Raw genomic sequence first — 707 nt, 5'->3', positions numbered from 1 at the left:
AAAGCTCTGGTCGACCCCGGAGAAATGGCCGTTTGATGCGCCCAGGCATGTTTTTATGGCCCGCGCTGTTGATCTGCTAGGACGCGGACAAGCAGATTGGCCTGCGGAAGCCAAAGACATTCGAGCATCCCCCCATTTTGACGGGGTCGCGGCGCAGATCCGCGAGCACTGTGCGTTTGGCAGGCTGGTAGCCTATTTGCAGCATAGTGACGGGCGTTTTGAGGCCATGCCGGCTGAAGCGTGGAATACCCACGCTTATCAGGGATGGTTCAGTAATTTCTTTCGCGCTCCAGCGAATGTCATCCCACGGCGATGGCATCCTCTCGCCGATATACCGGAGTGGTGGCTTTTCGTGGGGCGTGCCGAATTGGAAGCTTTGGCTACGCCACCAGCAAGCTATTCCGGGCCGGAAAGTAACGCTGCGTCGGACTCGGCACCGAGCATCTACCATGTACACATTGAAGATATTCGGGGGCTCCCATTCCTGTTTCTCGGGCAGGCCATTGAGTGGATCGGGGCGCGGGGCGAACCAATTGAGGACGCGGACTTGGCGGCCAAGTGGGACGCGGATGAACGGGAACTATTCGACTGCCTCGATGCTACTGCCCAAGATGTGCAGGGCTATCCTGCCAACGGCCCGTGCATTTATGAAAGCCTGCCATCTGGCATTTGGGCCAGGATGAATAGGGGGGGCACCAATGACCCAG

Annotated in this window: 1 protein-coding gene; it reads left to right on the top strand. The window is 58.3% G+C overall.

Annotation, left to right across the window (positions count from 1 at the left end; all coding sequences use genetic code 11):
* A partial coding sequence (locus HFK74_RS32890) for a hypothetical protein (RefSeq protein ID WP_180207226.1) occupies positions 1-707 on the top strand: 707 nt, incomplete at both ends.

Source organism: Pseudomonas sp. SbOxS1 (assembly GCF_013416725.1).
In the GTDB taxonomy this organism is placed as follows: Bacteria; Pseudomonadota; Gammaproteobacteria; order Pseudomonadales; family Pseudomonadaceae; genus Aquipseudomonas.
This window is presented reverse-complemented; position numbering and strand designations above follow the sequence as displayed.